We start from the raw sequence: 17,448 nt of genomic DNA, 5'->3' as shown, positions 1-17,448 counted from the left end.
AACTTTCAACAAAATTGTTGAATAACATTATTACAATATAATTTTAACACTAAAGCCCAACTATTCCAAACAAAAAGAGGTATTATTTAAAATACCTCAATTAATTTAGAAAAATATTGGAACTAAAACAGATGCCAATAAAATTATTAACGCTCCTCCCAAACGAGAAGATATTTGTGCAAATGGCATCAATTCCATTCTATCTGCAGCCGTAAGAACAGCAACATCGCCAGTACCGCCCATGTTAGCCATGCACAATCCGGCAGTCAATGCTGTTTCGATTGGATAGAATCCTACGAAATATCCGACGATACCTGCACCAATGATAGCTCCTATGATAACTGCTAGGACAAGAATCACATAACTTGGTGTAAATGCATCGAAAATTTGTCCCAAATTAGTGTATGCCATACCAATACCAAGCATAAGTGCTGCAGTAAAGTTTTTGGCTACGAAATTGTACCAACCTTCAGCAACATGTTCGATTTTTTCAGGAACAATTCCTGCTGCCTTAACGATAACTACAGAAATAATCATCCAAGCATAAGAGTGGATTTTGATACCGATTTTTTCGAACAAAAATGCTAATATTGCACCAAATGTGAAAAATGCTGTTGCAATTACAATTCCTGCGCCATAATCTTTAACATCTTCTAAGATTATATTTTCTTTCTTTTCAGCTTTCAAACTATCGTCGTCACTTCTAACTAATTGACCATTACCAGTTAAACTTGGTTTTACTTTTCCTAAGCTATTTAAAAGACCACCTGCAACGATTGCCATAGCATTTCCCAATGCAACCGCTGGAACAAGTTTACTCAAAATAGTTTCGGATGGAATGTTCAATGCTGATTCGAAAACTTTTGAAATAGGTACAGCACCTGCTCCCATTCCACCACCCATAATTGGGATACCGATGTATGCGATAGATTCACCTACACTCTTTCCGAACAACAAACCTACACCACCTACTAAAAGTAGTGCAACAATTACAGAACCCAAAATACATGGTAAATATCTAATAGCCGCTTTGATAAGCAACTTTCTATTCATACCAAGAATTGAACCCGTGATTAAAGCTGCGATGTAGAAATCAAGGAATCCTCCCTTAGTCATAAAAGTATTTATACTTTTGATGGATTCAGCTGGTAACCATTTATAATAAGTTATAGCCGCACCAACAAATATAGATACAATAGCTCCACCGCCCAAATATGTCTTAATAATTGGTGTGTGATTTCCGATTAGGTTTAATAATTCCCCAAATACAATCAAAAACAAAAATGCTCCAACCATGCCATTTGGTAGAACATCAAATATAAATGATAAAACGATTATTACTAATGCGATTATAAAATACGGTAATTTTAAACCTGCAATCTTTTTATCCATATATTACCTCCTTATTTAGTTTTTACATCTTATATTATCTCATTTAAAAAAACAAAAAGCAATCTAAATCAGCTTAATTAAAAGTAATAAAGTGAATAAATACAAAATTGTAGTACTCACAACATAATACCCTGCCAATGAATCATCTTGACGATATCTTTTAGCAAAAACATAAGTATTAACAGCCGTAGGAGCACCAAATAAAATCAACGCAACAACCTTTTGAATTTCAGACAAGCCGAAAATTTTTCCAATAAATAATCCTGTCAAAGGAAGAACCAAAAGCTTCACCACAGATACCTTTAAAATTGATTTAATTTCCTTGAAATCAATTCTAAAATTCAAACCATACCCCATAGTCACCAAAGCCAAAGTTCCCGCAATATCCCCCAAACTCTTAAGAGAAGTTTCCAAGAAAAATATGTTAATTTTAGTTACATACAAGAAAATTCCAACGAAAAGTCCAATCATCAACGGAGTCTTGAATACATTAATCAATAAAGTTTTGTTAGAATTATTCTCTCCAACAAGACTTTCGTACATGCTCACCGTATAAAAATTATAGAAAAACTGACTAATACCAGTGATAGCTCCAGCCATCACAATTCCCTTATCTCCGAATAAAACACTCAAAATAGGAAACGACATTATTATAAAATTACCCCTACTCATTCCATTAGCTTCCAAAACAGCGACAGACTTATCTTCGTTAGTGATTTTTGAAAAATAAAATGTCAGAAAAATGTGAAACAAAAACATAACATTCAAGTACACAAAATATTTCAAGCTCAAATCATTTCCAAACTCCACATTATAAAAACTCATCATAATTTTAACTGGAAAAAGTACATTAAAAATCAGCTTGTTAAGTCCAGTCATCGTATTTTCATCTACTATCTTGAATTTTCTAAGCAAAAACCCAACAAAAATCAAACAGAATAAATTGATAATCGTCAGATATAACTGCGTATAATTTACCAAAAAACCACCTTTTTCACATAAAAATATAGGTAAATGAAATCACTTACCTATACCACAATACTATTTATTTAGCAAAAAATCAAATTATTTTGTGTACAATTCAATGTATCTGTCCTCTGTAGTATAATCTGATTTTTCAATCGAATCGATGATTAAACCATCAGCCATAAATTTCTTCAAAGAATCGTCCAAATCATTCTTAGCCAGAATATTGACGACCCTTTGGTTTTCACTATCGGATGTTACAACCTTGTATTGTTCCTTTGAAATCTCAGATAAATTCTCAAACGCTATTTTTTTATCCACCAGAAACATTACATCGTCTGTTAACTTGTCCACTTCTGACAAAGTATGAGATGACAACACAACTATCTTGCCATCATCTTTTAATTTAAGAAGATAATTTCTAAGCAAAATAACGCTAGTAGGATCCAATCCAGTTACAGGCTCGTCCATAATGTAGATATCATAATCCCCCATGAAAAAATACGTCAACAAAGTTTTTTGCTTTTGACCCAGAGAATAAGTGCTAACTTTTCTCTTCATAAAATTATGAACCTTAAAAATATTCAACACTTCTTCAAACTTTTCATCAGAAACATGACGTGAGTTCTTTGCGAAAATAAAATGATCCAACCCTGTCAAGTTATCATACAGCATATCCAAGCTTCTTGCATAGGATAAATACTTGAAAATCTCCGGATTTTTATTATCTATATCATTAACCTTAATCTCACCTGAATCGTACTTCGTCAAATCAGAAATTATATCCATAAGAGTAGTCTTACCAATACCATTTGGTCCAACTAACGCGTAAATACCAGGTTTATCTAATTTCAAATTCAAATCCTTTAATACTTCGTTTTCACCGTAAGATTTGTTCAGACCTTTAATCTCAAGCATTAATATCCCCCTTCATTCTTTTCATTGATATCAAATTAAACACTATAATATAAAATACAATCATTATCACATTATATATCGGATTAGAAAAACTAAACTCATTCAAATAATTGTATCCGCCTTTCAATATCATCAAACTATCCAAAGAACTAAATGGATTTAATAGGAAAAACTTACCCAAAGTTCCAAAATAGCTAACAATTATTCCCAAAACAATCAAGAAAGTTGTAGCAATTATATTCACAGTTTCATTCTTGATGAATGTGGTCATCATATTTGAAAAACTAACCACAAGTAAAATTATCAAAATATTTATTAAAATCATTGGCAATATGAAACCACTAGATGCCCTGAACACGCCCTCTACTACACCGTTATAACTGTAGTCGTAGCAGAACACTGGATACAACTTCTCACCAAGTCCTCCGTTAAACAATCCAATTATCATACTAATTGCCAAAATCACAATATACATTCCGGCAGATAGTACAAACGAATTAATCTGCTTTGATTTCCAGACATCTTTTTTCCATTCATTCAAAAAAGCTAACTTCAAAGTTCCATTGGACCTTTCCTTTTTAAACTCAAGAGTAAATATCAAGCAAATAATCAACGTAAAGGCTGGAATAATCCCATTTTCATACATAGATATTACATTGCCTATAAGTCCTTTTTGTTCAGTAGGAGCATGTTGTTTTGTTTTATACAAGCTTAGTTTTTTATTAGATAATAAACTTTGTTCAATCTCATTGCTAACAATCTGATAACTTGAATCGGGTTTTAACTGGTTATCAATAAAATAATGCACCCTGTTCTCATTAGAGCGAGAAGCACTCGGATCTATCCAATCCACATCAAATCCCCACTTAGAATTCAGGTAAAGTAGCATATTACTGTAATATTCTTCTGGATTGTCAGCTCTGTTAACATAAGATTTTTTGAAATTTTCCAAATTAATTAGTGTTTGCTTGAATCCTTTGTCTTTTGGATTGTTGTGAACGTTAATCTTTGCAACATCAATACTGTTGTCAATAGTTTGCAAATCATCCCTTGATTTTATGTTTTTGAATTTTATCGTATTGAAACAGAATAACACAACTACCGCTACAGTTAGTACACAAAAATACTTATATAATTTGCTTCTCATAATTTTAGCAAAATCTAATTGCAAGATATTTTTGATATCGACTTGGGAGTATGTTTTAGAAAAATTATAATAAATCAACTTGTATCTGTTATTGTTAACTAGTATTAAACATACAATAAATAGTGCTAATACAATTGGAACAGCTATTGAAACAATACCAAAATTATGAAAACTATTTAAGCTAAACGATAGATCATATTTTCTTGAAATAAAAGAAATTATCCAATAAATTGATAAAACAACAATAATTGATAGACTTTGTTTCATGTACCTTCTGAAAATCTCATACAAAATCATCGCAATGCTATAAATTAAAAACCCCGTACCTATGTATTTTAAAGTAAGTACCACTGAGTTTACATTCATGGTTATAAGCGAATCGGTCTTTAAGTTTGTTACAGTTTTCAATATCATATCGTTCGCGCTTCCCATTGGAAATCCATTGACTACAGAATAAATAATATTGCCCACAATCATTGATAAGCTTACAACCGCAAAGAATACGACATACTTTACAAGCCTTGCAAATACTAATTTTTTGGAACTAACTGAAATAGTGTCTAATTTTAGACTTTTGAAATTCATCTCATTAGCAAATATAGCTATCAGAAAAATCACACACAAGAAAATATCATTCATGACATTTTCCATTAGGAAACCAAAAGATTTGAAAAAACTAAAATTATTGGATGTAGTGTAGAATCCATATCTGTTAATTTCATCACGAATCAAGTTAAAATAAGGATCTAATTCTCTAAACATTATATCCATCTCCAACTTGTTTAAGTTGTTTTGTTGTTTGAATGATTTTATCTCATCATATTGGTTCAATAATTCATTGTAGAAATTATGCTCTGTCTTTGAAGAATACTTTGCAGCTTTTGTCTCTTCCATCAACATACTCACATCGTATTGCAAAGGTTTTATGTATTGCAAAGAATTAAAATTCATCTTGCTATAATCCAAATATTTCTGCTGTTCTTCTTTGTTTTCCGAAGACTTTGAGAATGCAAAAGACTCCATCATTGTGTTTTCAAAATTATTCCTAGTTTGTATAAAATATGCATAATCTTGATCAGTATATTCATATTTTATGCTGTTTAATGTTACAAGAGAATACACACAAAAAATAATAACTACAAAAGGAAAAATTAACGACTTGTAAAGTTTTTTCAGTTCAAACATATTGTCTCCTTTCATTGAATTTCAATAATTTTATTTGCTAATTTCTCCCGAATAATACCAGGTCTCTGTATTATTTGTCACGTCGATCGTTATTAATCTCTGTCTGTATAACTGTCCACTATGTCCATCATTGTACACATCTTCATAGTTCAAATGTACAGGACATTTTCCTCTTTCAAAAGTAAAATTCTCACCGTATTCATTCTCTTCAACATTTTCTAATTCATAATAACTTGCCGAACTAACAGCTGATGAAACGTTTGCATTTATTGTACCAACCACTGTCAAACATGCAATCATAATGACAAATAAAATTTTTTTCATTTTTAAGTCTCCTTTCAAATTATTCTTATTTAATTCATACCCTATTTTTTATTTTTCAATCTATTATTAAAAAATATTAATCTGTTTTTTATATATATTTTCAAAAAGATTTTCATAAAAAAGTCTTCCACACTTTTAAGTGCGAAAGACTTTTTTTTAATTACTTGTCACTCAAATCAACATCTAAGACTTCAGGAACTTTTATGTTGAGGACATCTTTTGAAAATTGTGTTTTTAAAGTTCTATCCAATACATACTTGATGTCGTTCATGTCATTGTAATCTTTAATGAAAATAACTTTGGAATTCTTATCAATTGCTACAATTGTATTATTTCTTCTATTGTTTAAATAAAATATCGAATTAGCATTTGTGTATATTTCAGATATATCCAATTTTTTAGAACTAATCGTATCATTTATAACATTGATATTACCGATAGTGTTCATGTTTTTGATAGAAAATTCATCGCTTTGTATTCTACTGACTTCTTGCCACATTTTTAATGAACTATTTTCTTTGTAATTACCTAACAAAAGTATTGTAAGATTTTCATCTTGTAACTCAGAAATTTTTTCAGAAGTTTTATCATTTTTTAAAAACCTATAATTTTTTATATCACGTCCATAATATAATTTATTGAATTTCTTCTCATTATCGTTAAGTTCCTTGTAGTCACCTCTACTTTCCCTTTGCATAAATGTCAACGCTACATTTTCATCTGGGTCAACTCCTTGGACATTTTCAATTATTTTTGGCTCATGATTTTTATTGTCTAATGATATTTTTTCGTTTTGAATTGGTAACATATCATCTCCAACTGAGTTTTCAGTGTATTTTGTTTGTAATGATCTGTTCACTAAATCCTCAATATCTTGGTTGGAAATGTATTTTTTCACAAATAGCATTCTTCCGTTTTCATCTGTAATGAGAACATATGGGCTTGAAACCGACTTATCAAAATCAAATTTTTCTCCACCACAGTAGAAGTTTGTTTTGACATCATTCATATCATAAGAGTTAAACATATTCTTCAAAACATTTTCGTCTTTGTAATTGGAAATCTTTATTAGATTGATTTTCTCCAAATTCAAATACGATGAATTCTTCCACATTATTCTAGAGTTTTTATCTTCTGGAGATCCTACTAACATTACGTTTACTTTTTTGTTCAAGAATTCTTTTATATATTTTTGATTTGAATTGATGTCTTTCATTAAATACATATTCATATCTCGTCCGTAGTATTTTTCATTAACTTCTTTTTCGTTCGGTTCAAATATCCTGTAATCTCCTCTTTCTTTTCTTTGAGAATAGGTCATTGGAACAATTCTATTTGGATCTTTTTCTTTCGGAAGTTCTTCCAAGATTTTAAGATCTTCAATAGGTTTAAATGAATCTGTTATTGTTTCATTGCTTGCGAAAGTATTGACAGTTCTATCCAAAACATACTTGATATCTTCGTTTGAATTGTATTCTTTTGTAAACATATAGTTTTGATTTTTATCAATAGCAACTATTGTTGGTTTTGGAACTTGTATCAATGAATTATATGCTCCAGTAACATAGATTTCTTTCTTAACATTTTCCAAACTTTCAAATCTTTCTTTCTTTTTATTGATGTCAGCTTGTGCCCCCAAATAAGATACATTTATTAAATCGTAGTTTCCTTCCTTAATATACTTAGAATTTTCCCACATTTTAATAGTATCTTCTTTTCTGTAATCTCCAATCAGAAGTATTTTAATATCTTTTTTAGAAATTTCATCTAATGATTTAGGTTTGTTGTCTTTGTCTATCAGTTTAATCCTAGAAAGATCCTTAGCGTATTGTGAACTGAACTTAGCTTCATTTTCTGACAATTTTTCGTAATCTTTTCTGTTTTTTCTTTGTTCAAGAGAAATCGGATAACTTGATTTGAACTTGTCTAAGCTCAATTGTTTGAAGTTTTTATTGTCTGCGTAATATCCATTAGACATGTTAAATCTTCTCAAAAGTTCGTAGTTTGATTTGTATGGGAATACATTTAATAAACTTCCATTTTTATCCAAAATAACTACTTGATTTTTATTCGATCTAAATTGTCCATTCAACGAATTACCTCTCATAAATAAATCCGAATATAGTTTGCCTTTGCCTATTTGTTCCAAGTCTTTTTGATTTCCATTGGTAATAACATTGACAAAATTAAATGCTTTGTCATTTATATTCGAAGAATTTTCAAACATTTTAAGTGATTGAGAATCGACTCTATCTCCCATCAAGAAAATTGTAGGTCTTTTGTTATCTATCAAATCTTGTATTTTAATTGGTTTGTTATTCTTATCGTATAATACAAAATTGCTGTAATTGAACCCATATTTGGATTTTACATTGATCATTGTTAAGTTATCAGTTGCATCGAAAAATCCAAGTGCATAAGCTTGTTCAAACGATAACGGGAAGTTTTGTTCCTTTATTTCAACATCAATAGGATTTTCTGGTTTTTCGTCTGGTTTTTTGTCTGGTTTTTTGTCTGGTTTTTCATCTGGTTTTTCATCTGGTTTAGATGGCTTATCACCTATTTGAATTGAAATTTCTTTGTTGTAATCTTTAAATCCTTCTCTTGAAATTTTGATTTTTAAAGTATATTGTCCCAATACGTTACTGTCATTAGTGATGAAGGACAGATTAATTTTTCCAGAATTATCCGATACTGCACTCTTATTGAATAATTGTTTTTGATTTGAATCTTCTAGTATAACTTGTCCTTGTGCTTTATCTAGCTTTGAATCATTCAAATCTGATACAACCAATTCCAAATTAATACTATCTCCAAGCTCGTATTTTTCCTTATCAGTTTTAATCAAAGCTTTCATTTGAAGTAAATCAGGAGTGTTTTGGCTTACAACTTGATATTCGATAAATTTGAATGCATTTTGGTATTCAGCATCTAACAATTCTACTTTGACACTATATTTTCCCAAGGTAGTTTTATCATTTGTACCAATTTTTAGTATATGTCTACCATTTTTATCTGTTTGCCTGTTGTATGATACAGTTCTACCAAAAGGATCTTGCAAAGTGTATTTAATATTTCTATTAGCCAAATACTCTTTTGTGTCTTCATTTTTTAGTTCAACATTAATTTGAACAACGTCTTTTCTCTTAACTGTTGTGTTTGGCGATGTTATATTAATGTTTGCTTTTTGATTTGTTTTTAATTCTACATTAGGGTCTACTATTTTATCTTCAATTTTGATATTTTGTTTTGCTAATATAGTTTTAATATTATTAAAATCTTTTTGATTTATTAAATTTACAACTCTACCCTCTTCATCTAATACCAGTATTTTAATACCTTGAGTCAATGATAATTTGGAATTTCTAATATCATTATCTGTATCAATGAAACTTGTTGATATCAATCTTCTAAGATTTTTTTCTTGTAAATTCTTTTTATCATTTTCTGATGTTATTCTCACAAAATTATATGTTTCGTGTGATTTATTTGCAAAATCTTCCAACTTAGCTTTGTTATTATCAAACAACACAATGCTTGGTTTCTTTAAATCAACGACATCATTGAGAAGTTTTGATTTATCGTTCAGGTCATTAACAGAATAACCTAAGAGATTTTTACCGTAAATATTTTTTAATAAATCTTTGCTTTCTTTATCATCTTTCAAATGAGCAAAATATGAAGATTTATTGGCATCATCGTAGTTGATAAAATCATCATTTACATCTTTGTTTGAAATATCAAATTTAGTAAATGAACAATCTTTGTAGTATCCATCTTTGTTAGCTTCTGCTATTATTTTGTAAGTTCCTGGATATATATTATCAGAAAGCTTGATTTTTAATTTTTCTTGTCCGATGTTATTAGTTTGTAGTTCCCCACTGTTTATTTCAGTTCCTGCTAAGTCAAGTAATTTGTATTTTACATTCGACTTTGCTATATAATTGTAGTTTGAGTCAGTAGTTTTAACATCAAAAGTTATCTCATTTTTTGAATTGTATACAGATTTGTCACGAATTATATCTAATCTAAGATTTTTGTTGTAATCTTTGTTTTCTAATCCTGACACTTCGATGTATTTTTGCATACCTTCTTTAATATAAGCTACAGATTTAAAACCCTTATCTTTCAATTGTTTGATTTTAGATTCTGATTCTAAGTTACTTATTACAAATAGATTTGTAGTTTTATCCAAAGCATTCATAAAATCATCAAAATCAGTATCATTTAAATCCATGTTAAATGAATTGTCAATATGACTTCTTTCAAAACTTGCTTTGGATCTTACATCTAATATGAAAGGTTTTTGAGTTTTCAAATATTTCGTTACATCGGTAGCATTCTTAGCATCAAAGAAACTATCATTTGTCTTAGGAATTTGATTAGTAATAGAATAAAATACAAATCTTTTTGTCGTTTTTTCGTAATTTTCTTTAGACAAATCAAAGTACAATTCATATTTTCCTTGAGTTTCTGTATTTACATTTAATTCTATATTTCCTTGCTCATCCGTTTTAACGTTTGATTCTTTCTTTGAATTTGGAGATATTTCTCTAACTTTGACATCTACATTTGAAAAGTTATTTCCTTTTTCATCCTTCAAGTTTAGTTTTATAACTGCATTCTTAGTCGCTTCATATATTTTCTTATCTGACATTATTGTTGTGCTAAACTTTTTAAGTTTCGGCCTTTCAACTACGGTAAAACTGATTGTTTGAGATAATGATTTGTAATTGGATTTTTGAGCTTTCAATGTCACATCGTACTTACCGGCAGCCAATTTCAATTTATATATCCAACTACCAATTGATTTGTCATCTGTTGTTGTTCTATCAATTATCACTTTACCATCAGGAGTTTTTACAGAAATATTAACTTCTGCATTGTTGACACTATTTCCATATTCGTCTACTGTTTTAAAATCAATTTCAGCAACCTCATCTACAAAATATTGTTCTTTTCTATTTTTGGCATTTACTGAAATCCCTTTATAATCTTCGTCTTCTCCAAACTTTATCCTATAATTTGCGGATGATGAAGGGTAATTGTAGTAATCTGCTACAGCTTTTATAGAATATTCCCCTTTTGAAGTGTAAGCTTTTGGTGTCATGTAAATGAATACATATCCTTGATAGTCACTTACTTTTCTGATTTTAGTTTCTTGTTGGTTCGGATCCAAGATTGTAATATCAACCGATGAATTTCTCATTGGATTGTTGTTTTCATCTTTGATTTGGATTTTAATATAAGCTGATTCATTGAGTTTGTAAACTTTCTTTGCAGATTCAAAAGAAATATTCAAGTATTTTCCATCTTTCTTGGCAAAGAATGAATCGCTTTTTTCTACATCGTAGTATCCTTCTTTGTAGGCAACGGCTTCTATTTTATAAGTTCCCATTACATTTCTTTCTGACAAATTCATGGAGAAGTTAGATTTCCCATCTTTATCTGTTTTCAAATTAACATCATAAGATTTTTGATTTGGATCAGTTATGGTCAATCTAATATTCGCATCAGAAATAGGTTTATTTTCATTATTTACTACAAAATCGACATTTACAGGTTCTGTTTTAACCATGAAAGTTTTTTTAGACAAATTCATTTGTAGATCTAAATTTTTCATTTCGGTTGTATTTCTATCTACATGTAAATCTAGTGTTTCAGTAAAATCATCAAAACCACTCAAACTTGCATTAACTTTTATTTTATAAACGCCTTCTTCATTGAACATTTCCTTTTCCAAATCAAATATAGCTTGTCCTTGTTTATCTGTGTACAATGATTTAGTGTATTCTTTTTGAGATGGAGATGTAATGGTTGCATTCACCTTAGCATATCTTTTAATTTCTGCGTATTTATTAGTAACTGTTGATACTAATTTTACTTGAGTATTTGGTTTGATTTTGTCTTTGTCTAGTTTGTTTTCAACAAAAAGTGGATTTTCAACTGTTGGCACAAAATCTTTGCTTTCAACATTGAAAGTGTTAATGCCAATTAATTTATTTTTATAATAAACATTTACCTTATACTTACCAATAGCTGCAGTATTTGCAAGTTTAACATTAAAATTAGCTTCTCCTGTTAAATTTGTTTTCAAATTGTATTTGAAGTTTTGATCATGAGATGTAACTATTTCGCATTCAATACCTTTATTTACGATTTGGTTTTCATTTTGGTCTTTAAGTGCTATATTAATACCAACTTGTTCTCCTTGAATGTAACTTTGCTTATCTGATGAAATATTAGCTTTAAACTGTGCGTTTGATTCATCAACTCTGATTCTCATAGTATCAAAAACTCTATAAGAATGTTTTGATTTTGCAGTAATTATACATTCTCCATATCCAACAGCTTTAACTTTTCCTGTATTGTCAATATCACAAACTGTCTTATCAGAGCTTTCCCATTTCAAATCCTCAGTTATTGCAGTTTTAGGTAATAAATCAACTCCTAGTGTTACAGCTTCTCCGATTTTGAGAAGTTTTTCTTTTTCTTTGAATTTAATGCTTTCTATTTTATTTTCATTTTCATTGTTACCATTAATGTGCTCTCCATCTATTGTAAATGCTTTTAATGAAACATTGGCGTTTTTGATTTGATCGGTTAAATCAGTCCATTTTTCACCATCTTTACTTACAAAAGATTGTCCAGTTTCTGCTGTTGTTTTCGAAGAAAATCCCTTGATAGGTCTTTCAATTGGAATTGGATATTTGTATCCAGGAGTTTTCATTCTGACAATAACAGCAAACTTTGAGCCTTTTGAAATAAGAGTGTCGTCTACCTTCACTTTTTCATATCCAGCAAATTGCATCTTGCCTTGTTTTACGCTATTTTTTTGTGAAAGTCCTCCATTTTTATCTACGTTTGTATTTACGAAAACTTCGTATTCAGCATTATTAGCAGAAGTCCATAACCCGACACTTGAAAGATAGGTATCTTCTTTTACTGGACCAAACACGTTCGCATAATACGATTCTTCTCCAAGACCAACTTGACTTGTCATTCCTAACTTATCGTATTGCCAAATCTTTTCATTTTCATTCAAATCTTTTAAAATATATTGAGAATTTTGTGTTCCTATATTTTTATCATAGTAAGACACATAATAATATCCACCTTGAGTTCCCCATCCAGTACCCCAAGAGTTTTTGCAAATCCATGCACCGTCTCCTTGTGGAGTAGTCTTGAAATTTTTCTTACTGTAATTATCATCCCATCCAACAATTGTTATAGCGTGATTTGGAACTTGAGCACCTGAATAATAATGTGCCATTGTTTTTTTGTTAAGATATTCATCCCCACCCATAACCGCTGAATACACTCCACCGTATTTTGTTATCATGGATTTAATCAAATTATTATCGTTGGAATCTCTTCTGTCTGGTAAAAATATAGCTTGTGTTAACTCTTTTGCTATAGGTAAATTTTCTGGAGAATCTGATCCATAAATATCATAAGGGTCATCTTTTTCAAGAACAGGACCCGATCTTCTAGCCAAATAAGCAGAAGATACTGTTCTAGTTCCGCCATCACTTGGACCCCAATCAAATCCGTGAGTATTTCTCATGTGTTTTTCAGAAAAATCCATTCTTTCATCTGGCATTAATATAGATTCTGCAGATCCAAAAGTTGCAAAAGCCCAGCAGGAACCATTTGGACCTTGATCTTTTACACTTGTAACCTTACCAATATCCCTTAAATCATATTTTGGATTGTCTGCAACATTAATGCTTCTGAAAAAGAATGTCCTAGGAAATATAGTTTTACCGACCTTATTGTCTATTGATGAATAATCTGTATGAATTTTGTATGGATCTTGTTTTAATGTTTTTGAATTAACATTAAAATTGTTATTTTCTATGCTTTTTTCGTACAAATTCAAATCATCTTTTTTTTCACTTGTATTTGTTTGTTTGAACTCAATTAAATCTTTAGTTCTATTATCATTGTTTGATTGTTTATTAGCTGATAATGGCTGCATAGGCAACACCAATGCAACACTAAGAATAATCGAAAATATTTTTAACCTTTTGTTCATAAAATACTCCTTTTTTTGTGAATAAACCTTCTTACACCCTAAAATATTTTTTTAGATTTGTAAGAAGATTTACTACATAAAGTTTAGTTAATGAGGGCAAATCATAAGATTTGCCCCTTATAACTAATTAAAATCAAATATCAAATATCCATCATTAGATGTTTTATTTGAGTCTGAGTTTTCATCACCAAAATCTGGGTTGATAACTTCTTCAGAAGCTCTCAATTTTTCTCTATTATTTTTGTAAGTTTCATAAGATCCATATTCTAATTTGTTGTTATCATGACCGTATCCAACAATGATTTCTTCTGAATCTTTTGGTTTGAAACCATCTGGTAAGAAATCAAAAGATGGATTATTTAACCAGATAATTTTAGCTATTCTTGCGGGATCTGGTAATTCAGATTGTACATTAAATTCGGACCAATGAATAGTTTCACCTTCACGAAGTGCTAAGATTGATTCAAATTCTTCAGGGTATTTTGCTCTCAATTCATTTACATAATCTCTTAAAATGTAAACTCCTTCAGCAGCTCTAGAATAAGAAACGTCTCTTGCTCTTCTAACATCTTGTGCTTTTCTTAATTCTTTATCGAATTTAGCTCTATCTTCAGAAGTTAAATATCTGTTTACTTTATTTTTTATGTTTCTGATTTCGTTTAATTGTTTATCTATTGTTCCACTTAACCACTTAGGACTTGCATAGATATCACGTTCAAGTAAAGCTTGGCTACAAGCTGATTTAAGTCTAGCATCTAATTCTATTAAGTTTTTAACTTGGATTTGAGTATTTGATGCTTTAGTAATATCAGCAATTTCTTTTGAAAGTGAATTTCTTACAAATTCTCTTTTACCTTTAACTCCAACTTCTGTCAAATCATCTCTGTAGTAGTTGTTAAGAAGTTTTCTAGCGTCAGCTAAGCTTTTATTAAAAACTCTCTTTAAATAGATTGTAGCAAAATCATCAGCAGTTAAATCAGGGAATTGTTTTAATTCATCCATAACACTTGAAATTTTTTCGCAAGCTTTTTCAATATCTTCTACTGAATTAAAGGGGTTAAAAGCTGTTACTAATGCTACAAATACTTCTCCAGCTGCTCTACTGTGAGCTTCTTGAACTTTATATAGAAGTTCTGTAGAACATCTATGAATAAATATTCCTGTTAAACCTAAAAGTTTAATTCTTGGTGCAATTGAATCTAAATCATAAATTGTTTGTTCATTAAATTTTTGTGCTACAGGTGGAATATCAAAACTTCTGTCTTCAGCTAATGTCTTGATATCTTCTTGATATGCTTTCATTAAAGGAACATTTTTAACTTTATTTTCTTCTAAAATAGTAGCTCCCTTAAGCATTTCATTTTGTGAAAGTTGAGGTATCATTTCTTGATATTCTTCAATTAAACTACGTTCAGTTTGTTCATTAGCGCTTGCAATTACTGGTGCAGCTACATTAAATACCATCAACATAGCTAACATTATCGCTAAAATTTTCTTTTTCATAATATCCTCCATAAAATTTAAGATTAACTATATTTCCGGATCTGTGAAATCAGGATAAATAAGATCCGAATTAGTGCCATCCATATTAGTTGTAACCACTTCGTCTTGTAATGAAGATCTAGCAACTACATAATTATTGTAGCTTCCATATTGAGCTTTTTGACCAGCAAATCCAATAATAATATTGGAACTTTGTGATTTCATTCCAGATGGAACTTTATCAAAAGTAGGCGATACAATCCATTTTATACTTGCTACTTGATATGGTTCTATATAAGATGATGGAATATATAACCCATCTATTTCAAATTCTTCTCTTTTCAATGAATTTGGATACTTAGCTATAAGTTTTCCATTAAAATCCCATAAATCATAAATAGCGTTTGAAATGGAATCGTATCTTGGATTTTTTTCAACTTTTTTATCTACAACTTTCTTAACTAGATTTTGCCACATATCAAAATCATTTTTATCAATAGATGATCTGTACTTTGATTTTAAGACATTTTGTTTACTAATCTCGCCCAAAACAGTCCCATTTAACCAGTTAGGATTTGCTAAAACCTCTTTGGATAGATATGCCGAAGAAGCTGCAGATTTTAGTCTTGCATCTAATTCAATTAACTGTCCAAAAGTAATGTTTTTCCCAACTTCTTTGTTAATTTCATTAACTTCCGTTCTAAAAATGGTTTGGATAAATTCTTCTTTTCCTTTTGCACCATAGTCGCCTTTATCAAAGTATTTGTTAGAAGATTTTCTCGCCTCAGCGATGTTTTTGTACATCAATCTTTTTACATAAACAGTTGCCTGATCACTAGCAGTCAAATCTCTAAGACTTATTATTTTCTCAATATTTTTGTCCAACTTATCAATGGCTGCCAATACATCCTTTTTCCCATTGAAAGGATTGATTGCAACCATAACCGATTCAAAAGCTGTTTGTGCAGCTAAATTATGAGCTTCTTGAATTTTATAGATATATTCTGTCGTCATTAGATCAATGAATCTATTAACTTTTCTCAAAAGCTGAATTCTTACTCCTATTGAACCGATATAAAAAAACTGTTGAGGATTGTAATTGTTAATAGCAGATGGTAAATTAATACATCTATCTTGCGACAATACGGCTAAATCGTCTTGAGCTTTTTTCATTAACGGAATTTCATACGCCTTATTTCCTTCAATTCTTGCTCCTTTAAGAACAGAACTTTCTTTTGCTATTTCGTCTTCACTCATCATAAGATTATAATCATAATTAATATTCTTAAGTTGTGATACATCTGATAATTCATATTTGTCGATTTTTATTTCTTTATCTGCGTAAGATTTTGCAAACAATTCTTGTGGTATTGAAGTCAATAAAAACGATAGCAATAAAATTATTGAAAATAACTTATACTTTTTTTTCATCTTTTCCTAATATTTACCTCCTTTATTTAAATTGATAGGATATGTAATATTAAGCATTATCGTAAAATATGTGGTTTAATACGATTGTAACATTTAACACTTCATACTTTTGTTTAGTAACATTTATTGTATTTTAATTGTTATATAGTGATGATTTGTTCATTTTTTGGTTTTTATATTATATATCTCTATCTATTTTTAAAATTATCATACTATTTTAATTTTGTCAATTTAAATATTATATTTTAATATAAACAGAGTTTTTCTAAAAACAGAACATTGTTTAATTTATAAGTTTAAGAAATGTTTTTTCCTTTTATTATTTATTTTTCTAAATCTTTATTTAAAAAGTGTACAAAAAAAGCCCTCACCTAAGTGAGAGCTAAATAGTCTTAGTATATTAAATTATTCTATAATTTTAGAAACAACGCCTGCTCCTACTGTTCTTCCGCCTTCTCTGATGGCGAATCTTAATCCTTCTTCGATTGCGATTGGAGTGATTAATTCGATTATGAATTTTGCGTTATCTCCTGGCATTACCATTTCTACGCCTTCTTCTAATGCG

8 protein-coding genes and 1 pseudogene are annotated in these 17,448 nt (G+C 29.7%); all 9 read right to left on the bottom strand.

Annotation, left to right across the window (positions count from 1 at the left end):
- Positions 1-105: 105 nt before the first annotated feature.
- The gene (locus KHW44_RS00205; RefSeq protein WP_304064470.1) at positions 106-1,392 is read right to left on the bottom strand and encodes a 2-hydroxycarboxylate transporter family protein; all 1,287 of its coding nucleotides are present in this window, start codon (positions 1,390-1,392) and stop codon (positions 106-108) included.
- Between the two features lie 63 nt (positions 1,393-1,455).
- Positions 1,456-2,373 (bottom strand): AEC family transporter, encoded by a 918-nt coding sequence (locus KHW44_RS00200; protein WP_294685750.1) that lies wholly within the window; start codon positions 2,371-2,373, stop codon positions 1,456-1,458.
- Positions 2,374-2,457: 84 nt separating this feature from the next.
- Entirely contained in the window at positions 2,458-3,276 is an 819-nt protein-coding gene (locus KHW44_RS00195) for an ABC transporter ATP-binding protein (RefSeq protein WP_002842057.1), read from the bottom strand.
- Positions 3,269-5,608, bottom strand: coding sequence for an ABC transporter permease (locus KHW44_RS00190; RefSeq protein ID WP_002842032.1), 2,340 nt, complete (start codon positions 5,606-5,608; stop codon positions 3,269-3,271). Before KHW44_RS00190 ends, KHW44_RS00195 begins: the two co-directional genes overlap by 8 nt.
- A gap of 30 nt (positions 5,609-5,638) precedes the next feature.
- A complete protein-coding gene (locus KHW44_RS00185) occupies positions 5,639-5,932 on the bottom strand; it encodes a hypothetical protein (RefSeq protein ID WP_002842045.1) in 294 nt (97 codons plus the stop codon).
- Positions 5,933-6,092: 160 nt separating this feature from the next.
- Positions 6,093-13,970, bottom strand: coding sequence for a lectin like domain-containing protein (locus KHW44_RS00180; RefSeq protein ID WP_304064465.1), 7,878 nt, complete (start codon positions 13,968-13,970; stop codon positions 6,093-6,095).
- A 123-nt stretch (positions 13,971-14,093) separates the two neighbouring features.
- Positions 14,094-15,473: a CAMP factor family pore-forming toxin gene (locus tag KHW44_RS00175; protein WP_002842054.1), complete on the bottom strand. Its 1,380-nt coding sequence runs from the start codon at positions 15,471-15,473 to the stop codon at positions 14,094-14,096.
- Between the two features lie 27 nt (positions 15,474-15,500).
- Complete coding sequence (locus tag KHW44_RS00170; RefSeq protein ID WP_002842046.1) at positions 15,501-16,883, bottom strand: CAMP factor family pore-forming toxin; 1,383 nt, start codon at positions 16,881-16,883, stop codon at positions 15,501-15,503.
- Positions 16,884-17,288: 405 nt separating this feature from the next.
- A pseudogene (gene tuf / locus KHW44_RS00165) lies at positions 17,289-17,448 on the bottom strand (elongation factor Tu); the annotation flags it as partial.

This window comes from Finegoldia magna (assembly GCF_018371055.1).
GTDB lineage: Bacteria > Bacillota > Clostridia > Tissierellales > Peptoniphilaceae > Finegoldia > Finegoldia magna_I.
The sequence above is the reverse complement of the archived record's forward strand: the minus strand, read 5'-3'. Positions and strand labels throughout refer to the sequence as shown.

What these genes read in the sequence shown, in the direction of transcription:
- KHW44_RS00190 (WP_002842032.1), bottom strand. Translation starts at nt 5,608, where the DNA reads ATGTTTGAACTGAAAAAACTTTACAAGTCGTTAATTTTTCCTTTTGTA.
- KHW44_RS00205 (WP_304064470.1), bottom strand. Translation starts at nt 1,392, where the DNA reads ATGGATAAAAAGATTGCAGGTTTAAAATTACCGTATTTTATAATCGCA.
- KHW44_RS00180 (WP_304064465.1), bottom strand. Translation starts at nt 13,970, where the DNA reads ATGAACAAAAGGTTAAAAATATTTTCGATTATTCTTAGTGTTGCATTG.
- KHW44_RS00175 (WP_002842054.1), bottom strand. Translation starts at nt 15,473, where the DNA reads ATGAAAAAGAAAATTTTAGCGATAATGTTAGCTATGTTGATGGTATTT.
- KHW44_RS00185 (WP_002842045.1), bottom strand. Translation starts at nt 5,932, where the DNA reads ATGAAAAAAATTTTATTTGTCATTATGATTGCATGTTTGACAGTGGTT.
- KHW44_RS00195 (WP_002842057.1), bottom strand. Translation starts at nt 3,276, where the DNA reads ATGCTTGAGATTAAAGGTCTGAACAAATCTTACGGTGAAAACGAAGTA.
- KHW44_RS00170 (WP_002842046.1), bottom strand. Translation starts at nt 16,883, where the DNA reads ATGAAAAAAAAGTATAAGTTATTTTCAATAATTTTATTGCTATCGTTT.